Source organism: Streptomyces milbemycinicus (genome assembly GCF_002154605.1).
GTDB classification, from domain to species: domain Bacteria; phylum Actinomycetota; class Actinomycetes; order Streptomycetales; family Streptomycetaceae; genus Streptomyces; species Streptomyces milbemycinicus.
In genome coordinates, this window is the sequence record NZ_MUNE01000133.1 from 1 (window position 1) to 15,045 (window position 15,045).

Consider the following 15,045-nt stretch of genomic DNA (forward strand, 5'->3'; position numbering starts at 1 on the left):
CGTCCGGCCGGACGGGCCACGGGAGTCTTGACGACCGTGAAACCCGCGCCTTGGCGGGCGACGACCACACCGTCGTTCCGCAGGATGTCCATCGCCTTGATCACGGTGGCTCGGGACACTCCGAACTGCCCGGTCAGCTCACGGCCGGAGGGGAGGAGATCGCCCGGGCCGAACTCGCCTTCGGTGATACGTGCTCGGAGGTGATCGGCGATCTGTTCGTACTTCAGTTGCGGCATGACTGCTCCCACGTAGAGGACCGGTTGACCGGGCACGTTACCCGGACAGCAGCCCCAGGCACCCCGGGCCGTCACAATGCAGTCATGACGGCTCACCGGATATCTCCCGAGGTCATGACCTTCTACGCGTCCACCATCGACGAGGCCGCGCGGCTTTCGTCTTCGGCGGACGGCAGGCTGGAGATGGTGCGGACACAGGAACTCCTGCGCCGCCACCTGCCCTCTGCCCCGGCACGGATCCTCGACGTCGGCGGCGGCCCGGGCACGCACGCCCGCTGGCTGACCGAGGATGGCCACCGCGTCCACCTTGTCGACCCCATCCCCCGACACATTGAGCAGGCGACGCACATCAAGGAATGCACGGTGGAACTGGGCGATGCCCGGGAACTCACAGCGGAGAACGAGTCCTATGACGTTGTCCTTCTGCTCGGCCCCCTCTACCACCTCCTGGAGCGCGACGAGCGCGCTCGGGCCATCGCCGAGGCGTACCGCGTCCTGCGCCCCGGGGGGCTGCTTGCCGCCGCCGGGATCAACCGCTACGCGAGCCTCTTTGAGCACACGGCCTTCGCCCACCTGTACAAGGAGCGGATGCAGGAGAGCATCGGGAGCATCCTCCGGACTCAGGTGCACGATGGGAAGAAGGGCTTTACGGCGGCCTACTTCCACTCCGGCGAGCAGCTGCTCGAAGAAGTGCAGGACGCGGGGTTCGATGCTCAGGTCTTCGGCATCGAAGGCCCTGCGTGGGCGATGCTGAAGGCGGCAGAGCAGTACACCGGTGAATCCGTGGTCGATACACCGCTGTTCGAGTCGGCCCTGACCGCCGCGCGCATGGCCGAGCCATACCCGGAACTGCTGGCTGCGAGCTCGCATCTCTTGGCAGTAGGGCGCCGCCGCTGACTTTGTGGTGAAGCTTGCCCATGTAGCCCATCCTCGTGCTGGGATGGGACCCGATCCCGGAGCGAGAAGCGGCAGGCGTGGAGTGGAACAACCTCGGCGAGCGCACCGTGTACGAGAACCGGTGGGTCACGGCGAACATGGCCGACGTAGAACTGCCAGACGGACGCCACCTCGACCACACCGTGATCCGGCTCCGGCCAGTCGCCGTGGCGACCGTTATCAACGAGGCTAACGAGGCGCTACTGCTGTGGCGGCACGGTTCATCACGGCCGCGTGGGTATGGGACAGGCCCCCTCGCCAGGCGCGGAGGCCAGCGAGGGGGCACAGGGCGGATGGCGCCACCACAGCGACCACCGGCTGGGTACGGGTGGGCGTGGACGGCCACCCGTACGGCGGCCGGAGGGCGCTGCTGTGGCTCATCGAGGCCGCGGGCGGCTACGACATGGACCTGCCCTGACGGGCGCGCGGGTCAGCTCACGTCGGTCACCTTCCAGCGCTGGTTGGCGCCGGAGTTCGGCTGCCAGGTGGAGACGGTGGCCCCGTCTTGCGTGGCCTGGCCTGAGACCTCCAGGAGGGTGCCGGTGGCGGCGTTGACGAGGGTCCAGGTGGAGTCGCCGGTCGTCGACATGATCCACTGGGTGGCCTTGTCGCGGTCGCCCTGGTCGGGTTCCAGGACGGCGGCGGCGTTACGGACTGCGAGGCGCTTGCCGTCCGTCGGGTTGGTGAACACGTACCGCTGCCGGTTGCCCTCGCCGCTGATCTGACGGAGCTGCCAGCGCTGGGAGGTGTCGGCCGGGTCGGCGCTCGCGGTCTTGATGACGAGGCCGGTGCCGCCCTCCGCGACGGTGAGCTGCTTACCGCTCTGGGCGCCGGTCAGCTGGTAGGTGTGCCCCTCGCGCAGCAGCGCGGCGTCCTTCGCGGTGCCGGAGACCCCCTTGACGAGGAAGGAGGTCACCGATTGGGCCGGGACGGTGAAGGTGGCGCGCCGGTCGGTGACCCGGATCGGGCGATGCCGCTCCAACTTGCCCTCGGCGCTGGTCACGACGGGGGTGACGGTGGCGCCACGGGAGACGTCGGCGAACTTGGACAGGTCGACGGTGACCGTGCGCTCGGCGGTGGTGCTGTTGACGTGGACGACGGTGGCGCCGTTGCCCCGCTGGGAGACGGCGGCGGCGCTGGAGGTGTCGTCGACCTTCACCAGCCGGTCACCGGGCTTGATGTAGTGCGTGAAGTTCCGGGCGGTGTCGAACTTGGTGTTGGTGCGGATCGGGCAGGTCTTGAGGGTGTCCTTCGAGGTGCAGCTGAAGGGGAGCTGGATGCTGCCCCAGTTGCCGCCCTTGGCGGACTCCCCGCCGGGCTTCATGTTGTCGTAGTCCTCGACCGGCTGCCAGAAGACCCAGGCCCGGGGCTCGAGTTCACGCAGGTCATCGACGATGTGCTGGGCCAGTCCGAGGCCGGGCCGCATGTCCTGGAAGTCCTGGCCGTCGCCCCAGTCGCCCTCGACCTCGCTCATCCACAGCGGCTTGTCCGCGGCCTTGGCCAGGTCGCGTACGGCGGTGCGGCCGCCGGTGCCGTAGGTGTGCACATTCATCTGGCCGACGAGGTCACGTACCTCCTTCGGGTACGTGTTCCAGTTCTGGGCGAAGATGTTCGGGTTCGTCTCGTCCATCGCCGAGATCTTCGCGCCGGTCCTGGCCTGCTTCAGGGCGGGGGCCAGGGCGCGGATCACCTTCTGCTGGAGCTCGGGGCCGATATGGGCCCCTTCCTGACGGCCGCCGACCGGCTGGCCGTCGGCGCCCAGGCGGGTGCTCCAGTAGCCGGTGTTGGGCTCGTTGAACGGGTCGACGGTGTCGACCTTGATGTCGTGTGCCTTCTCCAGCCGCTTGGTGGCACCGGCCAGATAGGCGGCGAAGTCGTCGACGGAGTCGGTCTTGAGCTGGTCGGCGGTGGCGTTGAAGCCGCCGGAGACGTAGCCGCTGGTGGTCATGAACCACGGCGGGGAGTTGCTGAACGTCTCCCAGTGGTCGATGTCGCCCTTGATCCGGTCCACCCACCAGCGCTGGTTGGCGTCGGCGCCGGGGTTCCAGTCGGCGGGGTCGTCGGCGCTCCACCAGTCCGTGTCCTCGCGGGTGGTGCCCTCGGGCGCCTTCCACCAGCCCGGGACCGCCCCTCCGGCGCGGAGGTAGTCCTTGACGTCCGGGGCGTTGCCACCGCCGATGTTGTAGCGGGCGATGTTCAGGGCCAGGCCGTCGTCGCCGAAGAGGAGCGCGGCCAGCTTCTGGCGTATCTCCTCGGGGTAGCCGCCGGTGACATTGGCGAACCACACCAGGCTGGTGCCCCAGCCCTCGAACTTCTGCTGCTGATAGGAGGGGTCGGGCCGGACGGTCACGGCCTGCGCCTGTGTCTCCGCCTGGGCCTGCGCCTCCGCCTGCGGGGACGGTGCGCTGATCAGGGCGGCGCCCGTGGCCAGGGCGGTGACGCCGACGGCCCCCAAGAGGCGTCTTGTGCGGGTACGGCGTTCCATCGTGTGCTCCCATCTCGTCGGTGGTCGCTTCGGTGGGACGGCATGCCCAGTGGACATGCCCGTGTGGGGGGTGTGTCAGGAGGCGGGCTGTCGCACCACGGCGACCTCCCGCGGCCGCAGGGTGAGCGCGCCGTCGGCCGCCGTGGCGCCGCCGGTCAGCGGCTCCCCGGTGAGGCCGGGCAGGCTCACCTGCTCGTCGGTGCGGTTGACGAGGAAGAGGTAACGGGCGTCGGCGGTGCGGCGCACCGTCAGCTCGACGCGCCCGCGCACCTCGGCGGGCAGCTCGCTGTGGACTCCGGTGCCCTCCAGCAGGCCCGGCAGCAGGCGGGCGAGCCCGTCGGGGCCCAGCCGGGTGGAGACATACGCGGCCGAGCCCTGGCCCGCGGCGCGGCGGGTGATGGCGGGGCGGCCGGCGTAGGTGCCGGTGCGGTAGTGGGCGAGGGTGCGCACCTCGGGGTCGGTGACGGTGATCTGGTCGGTCCACAGGGTGCCGGTGGCCGGGGTTCCCGCACCGTTCGCACCGTTCGGGCCGTCCAGGCCGTCCAGTTCGACGGTGTCCTCGGCGAGCAGCGGGCCGAACTCCTCGATGCGGATGCCCAGCAGTTCGCGCAGGGCCCCGGGGTAGCCGCCCAGCCAGACATGGTCGTTCTCGTCGACGACGCCGGAGAAGTACGTGGTCACCAGGTGGCCGCCCGTCTCCACGTACCGCGTGAGCTCCTTGGCCAGGGCCTGGGGCACCACATGCAGTACGGGAGCGATCAGCAGCCGGTACTCGTCGAGGTCGGCCCGGGTGGTGATGACATCGGCGCGGATGCCCAGCGCGAGAAGGGCGGAGTACCAGTCAAGGGCCTCTTGGCGGTAGTTGAGCCGGGAGCTGGGGTGGGAGTCCTGCTCACTGGCCCACCACGAGTCCCAGTCGTATACGATCCCGACCCGCGCCCGCTCGCGCTCGGCCCCGGCGACCGGCGCCAGCGCCTGAAGGGTGGCGCCCAGCTCGGTCACCGCGCGGAAGACATCACTGTCGGCCCCGGCGTGCGGCACCATCGCCGAGTGGTACTTCTCGGCCCCGGCCGCCGACTGCCGCCACTGGAAGAAGCAGACCGCGTCGGCGCCGTGCGCGACGTGCAGCAGAGAGTCGCGCGCGAGGTCGCCCGGGCGCTTGGCCACGTTGATGGGCTGCCAGTTGACCGCGCTGGTGGAGTGCTCCATGAGGAACCACGGGCGCCCGCCCGCGATACCGCTGGTGAGGTTGGCGGAGAAGGACAGCTCGTCGCGGTCCTGGGGGCCGGGGAGGACGTAGTGGTCGTTGGAGACGAAGTCGATCTCGTCGGCCCAGTCGGGGTAGTTCATCCCCTTGGTCTCGCCCATCACCATGAAGTTGGTGGTCACGGGCACGCCCGGGGTGATCTCGCGCAGGATGTCCCGCTCCGCGCGCAGATACTCCTTCAGCGCGTCGGAGGAGAAGCGCTTGAAGTCGAGCTGCTGGGTGGGGTTGGGGTGGGACGCGGCCAGCCGGGGCGGCAGGATCTGCGCCCAGTCGCTGTAGCGCTGGGACCAGAATGCGGTCCCCCAGGCGTGGTTGAGCGCGTCCAGGGTCCCGTAGCGCGCACGCAGCCAGTCGCGGAAGGCGCGGGCGGCGTCGTCGGAGTAGTCGTAGATGTTGTGGCAGCCCAGCTCGTTGGACACATGCCAGGCCACCAGGGCGGGGTGGTCGGCGTAGCGCCGGGCCATCTCGGCCACCAGGCGCAGCGCGTGCTCGCGGAAGACCGGCGAGGTGGGGCGCCAGTGCTGGCGCGCCCCCGGCCATACCGTCTCACCGGCGGCAGTGACCGGCAGGATCTCCGGGTGCGCGGTGGTCAGCCAGGGCGGCGGGGACGCGGTGGCGGTGGCCAGGTCGACCCCGATGCCGCCCGCGTGCAGAAGGTCCATGACCTCGTCGAGCCATCCGAAGTCCCACTGGTCCGGGGCCGGCTGGATGCGGGCCCAGGAGAAGATCGCCACGGAGACGGCATTGACGCCGGCCTGGCGCATCAGCCGGACGTCCTCCTCCCACACCTCACGCGGCCACTGCTCGGGGTTGTAGTCGGCGCCGAAGACCAGGCGGGGGGAGGCGGGGTCACCGTCCGACCCGTGCGGCAGCCGGGAGAGGAGGGTGGAGATCATGGTGGTCCTTCCGGTGTGCCGCACGGGGCGGCGCGGCGATGGTGCTGGTGGTGCTAGGGCCTGTCGTCAAAGGGGGCGCCCTGCTCTCGACGCCTGGCACGGCACCTCGCCGCGTTGTCGCACCGTCCAAGTACGCCCAGTACGAGGACGATGCTCCGCCTTGCGATGCTCCCCCAGCTACCGCTGGGAGGTGCCCCCTGCACCAGACGCCGCTCGCGGCCGGACGCCCCCTTTGACGACAGGCCCTAGGGCGCGGCAGCAGGGCCCGCGGCGTCGCGCGGTCCCTGCTGCCGCGCGGCCCTACTCCGAAACCGTGAAGCCCTGCTCCTTGCCGTACTTGACGGAGGCGTCCTGCCAGCCCTTCAGCCCCTTGGCCAGCGGGGTGTTCGAGACATAGGCCTTGCCGACGCTGTCGTTGAAGATCGAGTTGGCGTACACCTGGTAGGGCAGGTAAGACCAGCCGCTGCCGACGTTCGCGGCCGACTCGGCGAAGATCTTGTTGGCCTTCTGCCCGCCGAAGTACGGGAACTCGGTGTTCTGGAACGCGTCGGACTGGAGGTCCGCCGTGGTCGCCGGGAAGGCGCCGCCCTTGAGCCGGGTCTGCACGCCCTTGCCGGCGTTCGCGTACTCGACGAAGGCGTAGGCGAGCTCCTTGTTCTTGCCCGCCGAGGGCAGGGCCAGCGAGCTGCCGCCGTTCTCCGCGGTGGCCTTGTCGCCCTTGGTCCACTGCGGCAGCGGGGCCACGCGCCAGTCACCGGAGGCGTTCTTCACACCGGAGACGAAGTTGGCGGGCATCCAGGCGCCGGTGTTCAGGGTGGCGATGTCGCCGTTGCCCAGCCCCTTGTACCAGTCGTCGGTCCAGCCGGTGACGGGCGACAGCAGCTTCTCGTCGATGAGCTTCTGCCAGGTCTTGGTGTAGGTGGCGGCGCCCTTGTCGGAGAAGTTGATCTTCACATTGGTGCCGTCGACCTGGTACGGGCGCGAGCCGGCCTGCCACAGCAGGCTGGTGGTCATGCCCGCGTCACCGGTGTCGCTGGTGATGTAGACCTTCGGGTCGGCCTTGTGCAGCTTGCGCGCCGCGTCGACGTACTCGTCCCAGGTGGTGGGCACCGCGACCTTGTACTTGTCGAAGACCTTCTTGTTGTAGAACATCGCCATCGGGCCGGAGTCCATGGGCAGCGCGTAGATCTTGTCGCCGGACTTCACCGAGTTCCACGGGCCGGGCGAGTAGGTCTTGGAGAGCTTGTCGGCGCCGAACCCGGACAGGTCGGTCACGGACTTGGTCAGCGAGAACTGGCCGAGCGCGTAGTACTCGATCTGCGCGACGTCCGGGACGCCCTTCTTCGCCGCTATGGCGTTCTGGAGAGCGGTGTACTGGTCCTTGTTGGTGCCCGCGTTGACGAGGTTGACGTGGACCTTCGGGTGTTCCTTCTCGAAGTCCTTGACGACCTGCTTGAGCGTGGGCTCCCAGGCCCAGACCGTGATGGAGCCGCCCTTCTTCAGAGCCGCCTGGATGTCCCCGGCGGAAACCTTCTTGCCGCTGGAGCCGTCGTCGTCGGAGCCGCCGCAGGCGGTCGCTCCCAGGGCGAGGGCGCAGACGAGGCCGATGCCGCCCAGCAGGCGGCGAGTCTTCTTGGGCATGGTGCTTCCACTTCTTCGTGGTGGGGTGAGGGTTATTCCTTGACGCTTCCGGCGGCGAGTCCGGACTGCCAGTACCTCTGCAGCAGCAGGAAGGCGGCGATCAGGGGGATGATGGTGATCAGCGAACCGGTGATCACCAGGTTGAAGACGGGTTGGCCACCGGCCGTCTGGGCCTGGGCGTTCCAGCTGTTCAGCCCCAGGGTCAGCGGATACCAGTCCGGGTCCTTGAGCATGATCAGCGGCAGGAAGTAGTTGTTCCAGGTCGCGACCATCGTGAACAGCAGCACGGTCACGATGCCCGGCGCCAGCAGCGGCAGGCTGACCCGGAAGAAGGTGCGCAGCTCGCCCGCGCCGTCGATGCGGGCGGCCTCCAGCAGCTCGGTGGGGATGGCCTCGGTGGCGAAGACCCACATCAGATAGAGACCGAAGGGCGAGATGAGCGAGGGGATGATCACCGCCCAGGGGGTGTTGGTCAGCCCCATCTTGCTGAACATCAGGAAGGTGGGGACCGCCAGCGCGGTGGTCGGTACGGCGACGGCCCCTATGACGACGGCGAACACGGCGCGCTTGCCGGGGAAGGTGAACTTCGCCAGGGCGTAGCCGCCCAGGACCGCCAGGAAGGTGGCGCCACCGGCGCCGAGCCCCACATACAGCAGGGTGTTCAGCAGCCAGCGGACGAAGACCCCGTCGTTGTAGGTGAAGGTCTCACGGACGTTGTCCCACAGGGCGAAGTGGTCGGCGAACCACAGCCCGGAGGAGCTGGCCAGCCCTTCCTGGGTCTTGGTGGAGCTGATGACCAGCCATATCAGCGGCACCAGGGAGTACACCAGGACCAGACCGGTCAGCACGGTCAGCAGCACACTGCGGCGGGGGCGGCGGCTGTCGGCGGTCCGGGCGTTACGGGCGTTACGGCGCGGGGTGCGCAGCCGGGGCGCGTGGCCGGAGGATCCGGTCCGGGCGGACGTGGCCTTGGAAGCGGTGGTGGCGGGGCTGCTCATGGTTCAGGCTCCCTTGCGCATGCCGCGAAGCTGGACGACATAGGCGACGACCATGGTGATCAGCCCCATGACGATGGCGACCGTCGCGGAGTAGTTGTGCTGCTGACCGTTGAAGGACAGCGTGTAGGTGTAGTAGTTCGGGGTGTAGTCCGTGGTGATCGCGTTCGGCGCCAGGGGCTTGAGAATGCTCGGCTCGTTGAACAGCTGGAAGCTGCCGATGATCGAGAAGATCGTCGCGATGACGAGGGCGCCGCGGATCGCGGGGAGCTTGATGGCGGTGATGACGCGGAGCTGTCCGGCGCCGTCGATCTCCGCGGCCTCATACAGGGAGTGCGGGATCACCCGCAGCGCCGCGTAGAAGATCAGCATGTTGTAGCCGACGAACTCCCAGGTGACGATGTTGCCGATCGACGCCAGGACCAGGTCGGGCGAGAGCGGATCGGGCAGCGAGACACCGAAGGCGTCGTTGATGTCCCCCACCAGGCCGAAGCGGGTGCCGTACATGAAGGCCCACATCAGCGTGGCCACCACGGCGGGCACCGCATAGGGCAGGAAGATCGAGATCCGGAAGAAGTTCTTGCCGTACAGCCGCCCGCTGTCCAGCGCGAGCGCGACGAGCAGGGCGATGCCCAGCATGATCGGCACCTGGACCGCCAGGAACAGCCCCACCCGGGTCACTCCGGACCAGAACTGATCGTCCTGCAGCGCCTGCTGGTAGTTGTCAAGCCCAACGAAGGTGTTGCCGCCGATCAGCCTGTCCTGGAAGAGGCTGAGGTAGATCGAGTACGCGATGGGAGCCAGGAAGACCAGGGCGAAGACCGCCACGAAGGGGCCGACGAACCCCCACCCCGTCCAGGACCGTCGGTCCCGTTTCAGCGAAGCCCGTGCCGTGCGGTCCACGGCCGCCGGCTGTTGCAGCGTCGTCATGTCGATCCTCGTTCATCCCTCTCGGAGCCCGGAGGCCCGGCGCCCACGCAATGTTTACGCAAACACCACGTCCTGGAAAAGGCCTTGACGGGTGTTATGTTTACGTAAACATCTGGTGGCGGCATGTCTACACTGCCCGAATGTCGACGGTCAAGGGTCGTCGTACGACGATTCCGCAACACTGCGGATGAAAGGGGGCAAGGGTGGATACAACGGACAGCGAATCGGCGAGTACACCGCAGACCCGGGCGGGGGCCGGGACCACGCGCGCCGACCGGCGGGTCCAGCGCGCTTCCATGGCGGACGTCGCACGCCTGGCCGGTGTCTCCTCGCAGACGGTCTCCCGGGTCTCCAACGGCTACTCGGGGGTGACCGAAGAGACCCGGCAGCAGGTGCTCGCGGCGATGAAGGAGCTGGGCTACCGGCCCAACAGCGCCGCCCGGGCGCTCAAACGCGGCGAGTTCCGCACCATCGGCGTCATCACCTTCTCCCTTGCCACCACCGGCAATGTGCGCACCCTCGAGGCGATCGCCACCTCCGCGGCCCACGAGGGCTACGCCGTGACGCTCCTGCCCGTCGCGGTCCCCACCCAGGACGAGGTGCGCGGCGCCTTCTCCCGGCTCGGGGAGCTCGCCGTCGACGCCGTCATCGTCATCATGGAAGTGCATCTCCTCGACGCGGCCACCGTCTCACTGCCGCCAGGCGTCCAGGTCGTCGTGGCCGATTCGGACGCGGGCGACCGCTACAGCGTCGTCGACACCGACCAGGCCGGCGGCACCCGCGCCGCCGTACGCCACCTCCTCGACCTCGGCCACCGTACGGTGTGGCATCTGGCCGGCCCCCAGGAGTCCTTCGCCGCACAGCGCCGCGCCGACGCATGGCGCGTCACCCTCACCGACGCGGGGTGTGCGCCACCGCCCCTGGTCCGGGGCGACTGGTCCGCGGAGTCCGGCTACCAGGCCGGACTCCGCCTCGCCGACGAGGCCGACTGCTCGGCGGTGTTCGCCGCCAACGACCAGATGGCGCTCGGCCTGCTGCGGGCCCTGCACGAACGCGGCCGGAGAGTGCCCGAGGACGTCAGCGTCATCGGCTTCGACGACATCCCCGAGGCCGGCTCCTTCCTGCCGCCCCTGACCACCGTCCACCAGGACTTCGCGGAGGTGGGACGGCGCTGTGTCGAGGGGGTGCTGCGGCAGATGCGGGAGGACGGGGAGGAGATGACGGAACCGGGCACCACGCTGGTCCCGACCCGTCTCGTGATGCGCGGCAGCACGGCGTCACCGCCGTCGCCCTCGTCGCCCTCGTCGCTATAGGGCATATCCGCCGCGCGCCGCGCGTCAGGGCCGGGCCGTCCCGACGCAGTCGAGGCTTCCGAGATCGACGGCGTCGGCCATCGCCTGCATGCCCTTGTCGTTGGGGTGCAGATGGTCACCGCCGTCGAAGAACGGGAGGACCCTCTCGTGGTCGTAGGGGCTGCGCAGGATACGGTCGAAGTCGGTCACCGCGTCGAACTCACCGCTGTCCCTGACGAACGCGTTGACCTCCTGGCGTACGGCCTCCGCGGCCTCATCCCACTCGGACCACCCTTTGAAGGGCGCGATGGTGGCGCCGACGACACACTTCCCCTCCGCGTGCGCTCGGCGGATCACCTCCCGGTAGCCGGCGATCAGGTCCTGGGATGTGACGCCCGTATGGGCCTTGATGTCGTTCACGCCCTCGAAGAGGAACACCGTGCGCACGCCGGGCTGGGACAGCACGTCCCGGTCCAGCCGGTGGAGGGCGCTCTGCCCGGCACCGTCCGCCAGGACCTTGTTGCCGGAGATTCCCTCATTGGCCACTCCCTTGACGGTCGAGGCCGCGGTCCGCAGTCTGCGGGCGAGGTAGTCGGGCCAGCGGCGGTTCAGGTCGGCGGTGGACTGCCAGCCGTCCGTGATGGAGTCCCCGAGGACGGCGACCGCGCCGGTGGCCGCCTTGGGCCGTACGGACACGGCGTCCACGTAGTACCAGGAGCCGATCCGCTCCGGCCACGCCGAGGCGTCCTCCTCGGCCGTGTGGTCGCCCCAGGTCGCGTACGACGTCTGCATGGCCATCCCGTGTCCGGTCGCCGGACCCGCCGCGTCCGGTGTGTGCAGGCTGACCACCAGGTTGACCGCGGCGGGCAGTCTGCCGGGCAGCGCGTCGCTGTACGCGGTCGCCCCCGCCGGCAGGATCACCGTCCGCGCGCCGCCGAACGTCAGGGGCCGGTTGCTGCCGCGGACCAGCGCCGCGCCCTGCTCCTGGATGCCGACGTATACGTTGTCGAAGGTGATGGGGCGGTCGCCGAAGGCATTGGACAGCCGGATGCGCGGGTCGTCTCCCGCCACGCTGGTGTGGACGACGAGCCGGTAGCCGCGATCGGCGGCGCCGTCGCCCACGCGGTCCGCGGAGGCTCCCCAGGTGACCACGTGGCCGGGTGTCCGGGCCGCGGAGGGCGCGGTGTCGGGCGCCGCGCCCGCCGCGTACGCGGTGGCGGTGGCGGCCTGCAGGGCAGCGGTGAGCACCAGAGCCGTCAGCCGGCGCACGCCCGTGAACCAGGCCCTCACCGGACGAAGTCCTTGAGCGTGACAGAGTGTCCGGGGCTGAGCGTGACGGTCCGGGAGGTGTCCGCGTAGGCCACGGTCGTGGTCCGGCCGCCGACGCTGCGGATGCGCACCTCGCTCGGGGTCCCGTCCCGCCAGCGCAGGTCGACGACGAAGCCGCCGCGCGCGCCGACTCCGGTGATGTGACCCGATGCGGCCCAGGCGTCGGGGAGCGCCGGCAGCAGTTCCAGGTGGCCGGGGCGGGAGTACAGGAGCATCTCGATCATCGCCGCAGGTGTGCCGAAGTTGGCGTCGATCTGGAAGATGCCGCGGCCCTGTTCCACCTCGTAGATGTCGAAGAGGTTGAACGCGGTGCCGTTGCCGCCCCCGGTCGAGGGGCGAAGGTTGCCCACGACGAGCTGGTAGGCCTTGTCCGCGTTCTTCAGCCGGGCCCAGCACAGGCCGCGCCAGGCGTTCGCCCAGCCGAAGCTGTTCATGCCGCGCGCCGTGAGCAGAGCGGTGGCACCGTCCACGATGTCGGCCGGGGCGGAGCCGTCGGGGCGGATGCGGTCGCCGGGGAAGAGCCCGACGAGGGGGGACAGATGCCGGTGGGTGGTCTCGCCAAGGTTGTCGGGAGACATCCACTCTTCCAGCCAGCCCGTCCTGGGGCTCACCCGCGGCAGATACAGTCGCCTGCGCAGGGAGGCGATCGTGTCCGCGTATCCGGCGTCCTTGCGCAACGTGGCGGCGGCGTCACAGTAGTTGCCGAACAGGGCCCACACCAGCTCCTGGGCGTAGGTGATGCCCTTGGCGTCGAGCGGGCCGTGTTCCGGCGACCAGTCGCTGTCGGCGATGAGGACCTCCTCGGAGGAGCCCTCCGGCACTGTGGTCAGCAGCCGCTTCTCCCAGAACTCGCAGGCGCCCTTGAGGAGGGGGTAGATCTTCTCCAGGTAGGAGCGGGACTGCGTGAACTCGTAGTGCTCCCACAGGGTGGTGCACAGCCAGGCGTTGCCGGCCGGATGCCACCACCAGCCCTGCCCACCGTGGATATTGGTCGAGATGGCGACGGTCCAGCCGGCGATCTCTCCGCCGGAGTTGCGGTATCGGTTGCGTGGGTCGTTGAAGAGGGAGTGTGTGAGGCTCGTCCAGGACGGCAGCTGGGCCAGACAGTAGTCGGTGAGCGCGTCGAAACACTGGGACAGACCGGCGCGGTCGGCCATCCAGTAGTTCATCTGGATGTTGATGTCGGTGTGGTAGTCGCCCATCCAGTCGGGGTCGTTGCCGTCCAGCCACAGTCCCTGCAGTCCCGCCGGCAGGCTGCCGCGCGACCCGGAGATCATCAGATAGCGGCCGAACTGCAGGTAGTCGGCCTCGAGTTCGGGGTCGGGGACGCCGTCGCGGGCGCGGGCCTTGACGCGCTCCCAGGTGTCCAGGGCGCGCTGCGCCGCGGACGATGTGCCGAGGGAGAGGTCCAGCTGCTCGAACAGGGCCCGGTGGTCGTCGACATGGGTGCGCCGCAGGGTGTCCGCCGAGTGGGCGGCGGCGTCGCGGACCTTGGTGCGGGCCAGCTTCTCGGGGTCGAGGGACGCGTCGCGGTAGTGAGTGGAGGCGTCGGGCACGTAGTTGGTGCCGCCGCTGACCACCACGGTGAGGTCCGCGCACCCGGAGAAGGAGATCCTCGAGCCGTTCACGGTGACGCGCCCGCCGTTTCCGTACGCTGTGGCCGAGGCGCCGTAGCGGAGGCTGTTGGGGAAGGCCGCGCCGAAGGAGACGTATCGCCGCCCGCCCGTGGTGGTCTCGCCGTGGGTGCCGTCGAGAGTGATGGTGCCGCTGTAGCGACCGCCTCCGCTCTGGGTGAAGTGCAAAACGATCGCGTCGTCGGGGCGGCTGGCGAATATCTCGCGGCGGTAGGTCACACCGGAGCGCACATACGACGTCGTGAGCAGGCCTCGCGCCAGGTCGAGACCGCGGCGGTAGTCGGAGACCGCGGACAGGTCGTGGTCGGGGATGTCGACGACGAGGCGGCCGAGCAGGGTGAGGGAGCCGAAGTCGGCGCGGCCGTAGGGGAACTGGCCGTCGGCGTCGAGGGTGTCGTTGAGGCCGCCGGTCCACATCGTGGCATCGGTGATCAGCAGGAGTTCCCGGCCGGGGTCGTTTCCGGCGAGGGCTCCGATCCGGCCGTTTCCGACGGGCAGACCCTGTTCGATCATCGAGTGGTCGTCGGCGGGGGCCTGCCACCACAGCTCGTGGGGCGATGGATCGCCGGGCGCGGACGCGTCGGCGGGCCTTTGGGGGGCGGCGGAGGCGGTGAAGGCGGGCAGGGCGCCGAGTGCGGTGGCGAAGCCGGCCGCGCCGGCCAGGGAGAGCAGAGTTCTTCTACGGGGATCGGTCGGGCGAGTGGGCATGGCGGACTCCGATGCGGGAGTGGGCCCGGCGGGGCCGGGCCCGGTGGCGGTCAGGACGACTTGGGCACGTCGATCCGGTCGATGTCCGGCGCGTAGCCCGACCCGCTGTCGAAGGTGATCGTGTTGACGCCCGCCTTGAGCGTCAGGGGCACGCTGACGGTCTCGACGGTCCCCCAGTCACCGGTAGAGGGGAACCTGTGGCGGGTCGCGCCGCCTCCGCCCACGGAGATGTCGACCGAGCGGGGGTCACCGCTGACATAGGCGACCTTGACCAGGTGGACGCCGGCCTTGTCGACGGTGATGTCGTTGAAGCGGAGCGTGCCGCCGAGATAGAGGTTGCCGACCTTGTGGTCGCCGGAGCAGCCGGAGCAGCCGGCGACGGAGGCGTTGCCGCCGAGGGTGTTCGCCGGGGACTCGGCCTCGTAGGCGGTCGTGGTGAGCGGCCCGCCGCGCGGGGTGACCGTGAACAGGCGGGAGCCGTGCGCGGGCAGCGCCGAAGTGATCTTGTTCTGGTACGTGCCGAGGTTCTCGTGGTTCCACAGGTCACGGACGGCGGCCTTGCCGGTGAAACCGAGGGCCGCCCAGTCGGCGGTGACGGCGGCGGGCCTGTCGGCGAGGTTGAACAGGGCCACCGTGTGGCTGCCGTCGGGGTTCTTCGCCGCCCACACCTGCTGCGGATCGGAGGGGGTGACGGGG

Annotated in this window: 11 protein-coding genes and 1 pseudogene; 3 read left to right on the top strand and 9 right to left on the bottom strand. The window is 69.6% G+C overall.

All coding sequences use genetic code 11. The annotated features are described in order from the left end of the window. Window positions 1-236: GntR family transcriptional regulator (locus CCN51_RS12355; RefSeq protein ID WP_143675784.1), on the bottom strand; the 236-nt coding region annotated here is incomplete at its 3' end. 114 nt (window positions 237-350) lie between these two features. Here CCN51_RS12355 and CCN51_RS12360 point away from each other — a divergent pair. Next, on the top strand, window positions 351-1,133 hold the full coding sequence (locus CCN51_RS12360; protein WP_014174795.1) for a class I SAM-dependent methyltransferase: 783 nt from the start codon (window positions 351-353) through the stop codon (window positions 1,131-1,133). Between the two features lie 77 nt (window positions 1,134-1,210). After that, window positions 1,211-1,425, top strand: a pseudogene (locus tag CCN51_RS57270) (NUDIX hydrolase); the annotation flags it as partial. A gap of 177 nt (window positions 1,426-1,602) precedes the next feature. On the opposite strand, the gene CCN51_RS12370 reads toward CCN51_RS57270, so the two are convergent. The 5 genes from CCN51_RS12370 to CCN51_RS12390 all read right to left on the bottom strand — a co-directional run bounded on the left by CCN51_RS12370 (window position 1,603) and on the right by CCN51_RS12390 (window position 9,386). Further along, window positions 1,603-3,657, bottom strand: coding sequence for a glycoside hydrolase (locus tag CCN51_RS12370; protein WP_043486365.1), 2,055 nt, complete (start codon window positions 3,655-3,657; stop codon window positions 1,603-1,605). Between the two features lie 75 nt (window positions 3,658-3,732). Further along, entirely contained in the window at window positions 3,733-5,820 is a 2,088-nt protein-coding gene (locus CCN51_RS12375) for a beta-galactosidase (protein WP_086859538.1), read from the bottom strand. Between the two features lie 300 nt (window positions 5,821-6,120). Further along, window positions 6,121-7,461 (bottom strand): ABC transporter substrate-binding protein, encoded by a 1,341-nt coding sequence (locus tag CCN51_RS12380; protein WP_014174799.1) that lies wholly within the window; start codon window positions 7,459-7,461, stop codon window positions 6,121-6,123. A gap of 32 nt (window positions 7,462-7,493) precedes the next feature. Next, the gene (locus CCN51_RS12385; RefSeq protein WP_014174800.1) at window positions 7,494-8,459 is read right to left on the bottom strand and encodes a carbohydrate ABC transporter permease; all 966 of its coding nucleotides are present in this window, start codon (window positions 8,457-8,459) and stop codon (window positions 7,494-7,496) included. Between the two features lie 3 nt (window positions 8,460-8,462). Then, window positions 8,463-9,386 carry a carbohydrate ABC transporter permease gene (locus CCN51_RS12390; RefSeq protein WP_014174801.1) on the bottom strand — a complete coding sequence of 308 codons (924 nt, stop codon included), beginning with the start codon at window positions 9,384-9,386 and terminating at the stop codon, window positions 8,463-8,465. 203 nt (window positions 9,387-9,589) lie between these two features. Between CCN51_RS12390 and CCN51_RS12395 the strand changes: the two genes are divergently transcribed. Further along, window positions 9,590-10,699: a LacI family DNA-binding transcriptional regulator gene (locus CCN51_RS12395; RefSeq protein WP_014174802.1), complete on the top strand. Its 1,110-nt coding sequence runs from the start codon at window positions 9,590-9,592 to the stop codon at window positions 10,697-10,699. A 24-nt stretch (window positions 10,700-10,723) separates the two neighbouring features. Here the strand turns inward: CCN51_RS12395 and CCN51_RS12400 are convergent, their stop codons facing one another. The 3 genes from CCN51_RS12400 to CCN51_RS12410 form a co-directional block, all read right to left on the bottom strand. Further along, window positions 10,724-11,968: an SGNH/GDSL hydrolase family protein gene (locus CCN51_RS12400; RefSeq protein WP_014174803.1), complete on the bottom strand. Its 1,245-nt coding sequence runs from the start codon at window positions 11,966-11,968 to the stop codon at window positions 10,724-10,726. After that, complete coding sequence (locus CCN51_RS12405; protein WP_014174804.1) at window positions 11,965-14,349, bottom strand: glycosyl hydrolase family 95 catalytic domain-containing protein; 2,385 nt, start codon at window positions 14,347-14,349, stop codon at window positions 11,965-11,967. The genes CCN51_RS12400 and CCN51_RS12405 overlap by 4 nt, the downstream gene beginning before the upstream one ends. Window positions 14,350-14,399: 50 nt before the next feature. Then, window positions 14,400-15,045, bottom strand: a 646-nt coding sequence (locus tag CCN51_RS12410; protein WP_143675785.1) for a carbohydrate-binding protein, incomplete at its 5' end; no start/stop codon positions are given.